Consider the following 5,452-nt stretch of genomic DNA (forward strand, 5'->3'; position numbering starts at 1 on the left):
AACGGTTCCAGCTTCGGGCCCCGACGGGGAACTGACGCACCAGCAGCAGAAGTCACGCAACTTCTAACGATCAACTACTGGCGCAGGACACTAGGTGATCTAGCTGCTTTCGTCAGCAGCGCCCGACGCCAGGACCAGGGCGTCTACTGCTGGGTGGCGTGAGAGTTCACCTTCGGAGCCAGATCGCGACAGACGCCGCGGTGGCGGTGCCGAGGAAGACGTAGCCGCGCTTGTCGGGAGCGCTGCGGGCTTCCGCGGCCGTCCGGCGGTGGTCGTCGGCGATCTGTACTGCCTGGGTTTCTGTCACGGTGCCGCTGTCGAGGCCGCAGGTGCAGTGCACTACGGCGCGTCCGGTCGGCTCGTGTTCGACCCATCCTCCGCGGTGCGTTGTGGCCCGGGTGATGCCGTGTATGACGGTTGTGTGTTCCACCATGGGCCCATGCTGGCCGCCGGGGCGCGGCCCGCCAACGCCACGCCCGCCGAATGGCCGAATCCGCAGCCGGGCCGGCTACCCGCTGCCGCCTGTCGTGCGCCCGAGGAAGGCTGGCAAGCGGGCGCCCCCGCGCCGGGCTCGGCAGGGGTTATGCGGGTCCGTCCGTGGGCAGCTCGTCCGCGTGTTCGCCGGTGACCAGGTAGACCACGCGCTGGGCCACCGACACCGCGTGGTCGGCGAAGCGCTCGTAGTAGCGGCCGACCAGCGTGACGTCCACGGCGGTCTCCACGCCGTGCTGCCACTTCTCGTCCATCAGGTGCTGGAAGATCATGCGGTGCAGCTCGTCCATGCGGTCGTCGTCCTTCTCCAGCTGGAGTGCCGCATCGACGTCCTTCGTGATGACCACCTCGGCGGCTTGCGCCATCAGGCGCTGCGCGAGCTGGCCCATCTCCAGGATCGTGCGGTGCAGATCGCGCGGCACGGCCCGCTGGGGGTAACGCCTCCGGGCCAGCTTGGCCACGTGCTGGGCCAGGACACCGCAGCGCTCCAGGTCTGCGCTCATGCGCAGCGAGGTGACGACGATGCGCAGATCCGTGGCGACCGGCTGCTGCCGCGCCAGCACCGCGATCGCCCGGTTCTCCAGGTCGCGTTGGAGTTCATCGGCCTTCTCGCTCGCGGAGATGACATTCTCGGCGACCTGGAGGGCGGCGTCCAGGAGGGCGGTGGTGGCCCGGCCGATGGCCGAGCCGACCAGGTTCGCCATCTCCACCAGGCCGTCACTGAGCGAGGCGAGTTCCTTGTGGTACGCCTCCCGCATCCCGCTTCCTCCCGTCCATGTGTCCGCCCGCGATCGACTGCCAGACTCGCACACCCCCACACCCCGGGACACATTCCAGCCGGTGCTCGCGCCCGCACGGAACCGAGCGGACAGTGAGGTCCATGCAGATGGAACCAGGACAGCAGCCGCCGATGCCGCGCCGGGAAACGCCGCAGGAGCGGGCCGACCGCAACCTGCTCGAGCTCCTCCAAGAGCTGCGCGTCGTCCAGACCGGCGTGCAGATCCTGTTCGCCTTCCTGCTGGGCCTGGCCTTCACCAGTCGATTCCCGCGGCTCGACGCCCTTGAACGTGGCACCTTCGTCGTCACCCTGCTCCTGACCGTCATCACCTCGGCCATCCTCGCCACCCCCGTTGCCCTGCACCGCGGCTTGTTCCACCGCGGCGCGAAACCCCGCATCGTGGCCCTCTCCGCCCGCCTCGCCCAGATCGGCCTGATCTTCCTGGCCCTGGCGCTCAACGGCGCAGTCCTGCTCCTGATGGAGGTGGTGCTCGGCCTCACGGCGGCCGTTGTCATCACCGCTGCTACCACCGCGATGTTCGCCGGCCTCTGGTTCCTCCTGCCCTGGGCACTGCGTCGTTCGTGATCCAGGCGGTGGGGGCGACACCGACCTCGGGGATCGGTGGAACCGTGGCTGGCGCTGAGATTGATCGTGGCTTCCCGGGCCTCAGGGCCAGTTAAGCAGCCGTGAGCGCTATAGGGCCTGTTGCGAACGACCAGACGTAGTCGTCCAGGCCGCCTTCGGAGTTGCGCAGCTCCAGTACGGCGCGGGCGTTGCCGAGGGCCGAGGAGATCTTGCCGCGGTGGCGGATGATGCCCGGATCGCGCAGGAGCCGGTCCACCCGGTCGTCGGACCACGCGGCGATCACCTCGGGGTCGAAGGCGGCGAACGCCCGGCGGTAGCCGTCCCGGCGGGTCAGCACGGTGGACCAGCTCAGCCCGGCCTGGGCGCCTTCCAGGGTGAGCAGTTCGAACAGGGCCCGCTCGCCGTGCAGCGGTACGCCCCATTCCCTGTCGTGGTAGCGCTGCACCTCAGGGCTCACGGTCTCGGCCCAGGAGCAGCGCCGCAGCGGTGTCCCGCGATTCATCGGGCGTCAGATCTCCATGGCCGGATAGGTCTCGGTGTAGCTGTCGCCGTCGGCTCCGTAGTAGGTGCACGTGCGGGCGCGCAGGTCCACGTCGTACCAGACCACACCGGCCTTCCAGCATCCGCTCACGAACTCCGGGAACGTCGTCTCGCCGCCCTGGTCGGCGCGGAGCGCCGCGATGAGCGCCTCGCGGTCGAACGGGGCGACGTCGACCATGCCCGTGCACAGCGGCTCGCCCTGGACGAGGACGTTCCCGCTGTCGGTGAGGTACAGCATCACGTTCGACGGCACGGCCATGCGGCAGTGGCCGACGCCCGCCTGCCGGAGCGTCTCGGCGAGGTAGGGGAAGCCGCCGACCTTGGGCCGAACGGCGGCCGCTCGCTCCATCGCGGCCTGGAGGTTGGTGATCGCGGTGCCCATCGTCTTCTCCGTGTGTGGGGTGGCGGTGGATGTGGGAGTGCACGGCTGCCCCGTACACTGACAACAGATTCACGGATCGACAATGTATTGTCAATTCGGCGAGGAAGGCCGAGGTGCGGAATGACCGACGAGCTGGCCCTGCTGGTCGCGGACGTGTTCGAGGCCGCGGGACTGCTGCGCAGATCGGGCGAGGCCGTGGCGTCGGCCGAGGGGCAGACCCAGGCGCGCTGGCAGCTGCTCAGCGTGGTCTCCGAGGAGGCCCTGCCCGTGGCGCGGGCGGCCCGGCGACTCGGCATCACCCGGCAGGGCGTCCAGCGGGTGGCCAACGACATCGTGCGCGAGGGTATGGCGGAGTTCCGGCCCAACCCCGACCACCGCGGCTCACCTCTCCTCGCGCTCACCCCGCTGGGGCGGCGCACGCTGGAGAAGATCACCGCACGGGCCGCCGAGGTCCACCGCGACCTGACCGCCGACATCCCGCAGGACGACATCGCCGCCGCCCGCCGCCTGCTGCGCCGCCTCAACGAGCAACTGCGCCGACGCGAGAGGGAAGGCGGCTAGGGCGTGTGTCGGAAGTGCTCTAGGTTGGCTGACGTGAGTGCGCGGGGGCGGAGTTACAGATATGTCGGACCGGTCGAGCTGAAGAGTGCGGTCCGGCCTGGTGGCGGCGGGTGCCGGATCAACTCGGCGGCTGACTTCGGCAGGTGGATCGCTGAGCGATCGGCGGCGGAGCTGGCCGAATCGTTCACTTTCGTGGTCGGTATGGACGGTGTGCTTCGACTGGCGCCGCGACGAAGCGAGCACGTGGCCTGTGCCGACGGAGACATGGTTCGAAGTGCCGGCGAGATCAGCTTCATATGCGAGGCAGACCGGTGGGCCGTGAGCGAGGTCAGCAACCAGTCCACCGGGTACTGCCCGGACATCGGCTCGTGGTCGGAAGTCGCCCGTGCTCTGGACGGCGTGGAACTCGGGCGGCCCTCCGGCTTCACCCACGAGGTGGTGTTCCAGCGGTGCCCTGACTGCCAGGAACACAACATCGTCCGCGAAGACGACTTCGTCTGCGTCTTCTGCGGCAGCGATCTTCCGGCGTGGAACGTGGACCCCGCCGTGTGACGGCCGAGGGTCACAGCCACTCGTTGATGACAGCGACGAGGACGGTCGCCTCGTAGCGGACCGCGAGCTTGTCGTATCGCGTGGCGACAGCGCGGTGCCTCTTGAGGCGGTTGATCCCGCACTCGACCGCGTGACGCTCGCGGTAATCGGCCGGATCGAAACGCGGCGGCCGACCGCCACGGGAGCCGAGCTTTTGGCGGTGGCGCACATGGTCGACCTTGTCCGGGATGGTGCAGCGGATCCCGCGGCGGCGCAGGTAGGCACGGTTCTTGCGAGAGGCGTACGCCTTGTCGGCCCGCACGCGATTGGGGCGGACACGCGGCCGGCCCGGCCCGATGCGGGGCACGCGGACCTTCTCCAACACGGGTTCGAACTGCGGCGAGTCCCCACGCTGCCCTGCCGTGACCACGATCGACATGGGCTTCTGACCCTGCTCGACGGCCAGGTGCAACTTGGTGGTGAACCCGCCACGCGAGCGTCCCAGCCCGTGTTCACCGGGCTCGGTGAACACACCACCCGGCGGTTCCCTCTGCAGTTCACCCTGTTTTCCTAGCCCCGGCCGCATGCTGATGGGCGCGGCACACCGTGGAGTCGACACTCAGGTCCCACGTGATCGCACCCTTAGCGTCGGCCAGGGACTGGAGCCGGGTGAGGACCCGGTGCCAGGTGCCGTTCCGCTGCCACCGGCGGAACAAGTCGTAGACCCGGCCCCACGGCCCGTACTCGACGGGCACGTTCCGCCACGGAACACCGGTCCGGACCCGGAACCGTATGCCATCGATCAACTGCCGCCGAGGCCAGACAGGCGGTCGCCCCGCCCTCGTGCCTTTCGGCAACAACGGCTCCAGCGCCGCCCACTGCTCGTCCGTGAGATCTCCCCGCCCCATGAACCGAGATCATTTATCGCTCAAGATCCACTTTCGATACACGGCCTAATTAGGTGTTTGATTCGGGCACGGCGCGGGCCAGCGGTTCGAGTTCTCCGTGCAGACGCGTGCAGTGCGGCCGCGAGTTCACGGGCCCGGTGCTCGCCCTTTACGTCGTACAGCATGAAGTAGACCGGCCCGGCGGAGGAGTCCGGGCGGATCTCGTGGGAGCGGATCAGCCGGATAACCGCGGCGCGGATGGCGTCGTACACCGAGTCGGCGACGACATGCTGCGGAGCGGTGATCGTGTCGGCCTTCACCGTCCATCGCTCGACCAGGGATTCGATGGCGACGAACACAGTGTGCTGCTGCTTGGCCTGCCGGTAGGCGTCGTTGAGGGCGTCAATGCCCGTCGCGTCGGGGATCAGGTCGGCGGGGCAGGGCTCGGGCAGCGGCTGCATGAGCAGCATCCTGCCAGGGCGGCGGGACCGGGCCGGGCGTTGACGCGATGGGCAGGTCCGTGGCGGGATCACGCGCCGTCTCCTTCCCCGTGGGCTTGACCTGTCAGCAGTTCGGTCACCGTCCTCGGTACTGGTGAGCACGCGTATTCAACCGGCACCAGTTCCCCGCGGGGCCCAGCCTGATGGTGACCGTGAGTGGTTTCTAGAGGGGACCGGCTCCGGTGCCATCGGCTTG

8 protein-coding genes and 1 pseudogene are annotated in these 5,452 nt (G+C 68.9%); 3 read left to right on the forward strand and 6 right to left on the reverse strand.

The window, feature by feature from the left end; genetic code table 11:
* Positions 1 to 166: 166 nt before the first annotated feature.
* Together AB0I54_RS47805 and phoU are read right to left on the reverse strand one after the other, a co-directional pair.
* A complete protein-coding gene (locus tag AB0I54_RS47805; RefSeq protein WP_363302698.1) occupies positions 167 to 433 on the reverse strand; it encodes a hypothetical protein in 267 nt (88 codons plus the stop codon).
* A gap of 148 nt (positions 434 to 581) precedes the next feature.
* Positions 582 to 1,250, reverse strand: a complete 669-nt coding sequence (gene phoU, locus AB0I54_RS47810; RefSeq protein ID WP_363302699.1) for a phosphate signaling complex protein PhoU — start codon at positions 1,248 to 1,250, stop codon at positions 582 to 584.
* A gap of 122 nt (positions 1,251 to 1,372) precedes the next feature.
* Here phoU and AB0I54_RS47815 point away from each other — a divergent pair, with 122 nt between their 5' ends.
* Positions 1,373 to 1,855, forward strand: a complete 483-nt coding sequence (locus tag AB0I54_RS47815; protein WP_363302700.1) for a DUF6328 family protein — start codon at positions 1,373 to 1,375, stop codon at positions 1,853 to 1,855.
* Positions 1,856 to 1,946: 91 nt separating this feature from the next.
* On the opposite strand, the gene AB0I54_RS47820 is transcribed toward AB0I54_RS47815, so the two are convergent.
* Both AB0I54_RS47820 and AB0I54_RS47825 read right to left on the reverse strand, forming a co-directional pair.
* A complete protein-coding gene (locus tag AB0I54_RS47820; protein WP_363302701.1) occupies positions 1,947 to 2,357 on the reverse strand; it encodes a DNA-3-methyladenine glycosylase I in 411 nt (136 codons plus the stop codon).
* 6 nt (positions 2,358 to 2,363) lie between these two features.
* Positions 2,364 to 2,777 carry a DUF1398 family protein gene (locus AB0I54_RS47825; protein WP_363302703.1) on the reverse strand — a complete coding sequence of 138 codons (414 nt, stop codon included), beginning with the start codon at positions 2,775 to 2,777 and terminating at the stop codon, positions 2,364 to 2,366.
* A gap of 120 nt (positions 2,778 to 2,897) precedes the next feature.
* On the opposite strand from AB0I54_RS47825, the gene AB0I54_RS47830 reads away from it, so the two are divergent.
* Together AB0I54_RS47830 and AB0I54_RS47835 are read left to right on the forward strand one after the other, a co-directional pair.
* Positions 2,898 to 3,338: a MarR family winged helix-turn-helix transcriptional regulator gene (locus AB0I54_RS47830; RefSeq protein ID WP_363302704.1), complete on the forward strand. Its 441-nt coding sequence runs from the start codon at positions 2,898 to 2,900 to the stop codon at positions 3,336 to 3,338.
* Between the two features lie 33 nt (positions 3,339 to 3,371).
* A complete protein-coding gene (locus AB0I54_RS47835) occupies positions 3,372 to 3,890 on the forward strand; it encodes a hypothetical protein (protein WP_363302706.1) in 519 nt (172 codons plus the stop codon).
* Between the two features lie 10 nt (positions 3,891 to 3,900).
* Here AB0I54_RS47835 and AB0I54_RS47840 read toward each other — a convergent pair.
* Both AB0I54_RS47840 and AB0I54_RS47845 read right to left on the reverse strand, forming a co-directional pair.
* Positions 3,901 to 4,777 (reverse strand): annotated as a pseudogene (locus AB0I54_RS47840) (IS5 family transposase).
* Between the two features lie 20 nt (positions 4,778 to 4,797).
* Positions 4,798 to 5,217 (reverse strand): hypothetical protein, encoded by a 420-nt coding sequence (locus AB0I54_RS47845; RefSeq protein WP_363302705.1) that lies wholly within the window; start codon positions 5,215 to 5,217, stop codon positions 4,798 to 4,800.
* Positions 5,218 to 5,452 lie beyond the last annotated feature (235 nt).

It is taken from the genome of Streptomyces sp. NPDC050625 (assembly GCF_040654755.1).
Taxonomy (GTDB): Bacteria; Actinomycetota; Actinomycetes; order Streptomycetales; family Streptomycetaceae; genus Streptomyces.

Excerpts from the sequence above, each read along its gene's own strand:
- AB0I54_RS47825 (WP_363302703.1), bottom strand. The coding sequence starts at position 2,777 with ATGGGCACCGCGATCACCAACCTCCAGGCCGCGATGGAGCGAGCGGCC.
- AB0I54_RS47830 (WP_363302704.1), top strand. The coding sequence starts at position 2,898 with ATGACCGACGAGCTGGCCCTGCTGGTCGCGGACGTGTTCGAGGCCGCG.
- phoU (WP_363302699.1), bottom strand. The coding sequence starts at position 1,250 with ATGCGGGAGGCGTACCACAAGGAACTCGCCTCGCTCAGTGACGGCCTG.
- AB0I54_RS47820 (WP_363302701.1), bottom strand. The coding sequence starts at position 2,357 with ATGAATCGCGGGACACCGCTGCGGCGCTGCTCCTGGGCCGAGACCGTG.
- AB0I54_RS47845 (WP_363302705.1), bottom strand. The coding sequence starts at position 5,217 with ATGCAGCCGCTGCCCGAGCCCTGCCCCGCCGACCTGATCCCCGACGCG.
- AB0I54_RS47805 (WP_363302698.1), bottom strand. The coding sequence starts at position 433 with ATGGTGGAACACACAACCGTCATACACGGCATCACCCGGGCCACAACG.
- AB0I54_RS47815 (WP_363302700.1), top strand. The coding sequence starts at position 1,373 with ATGCAGATGGAACCAGGACAGCAGCCGCCGATGCCGCGCCGGGAAACG.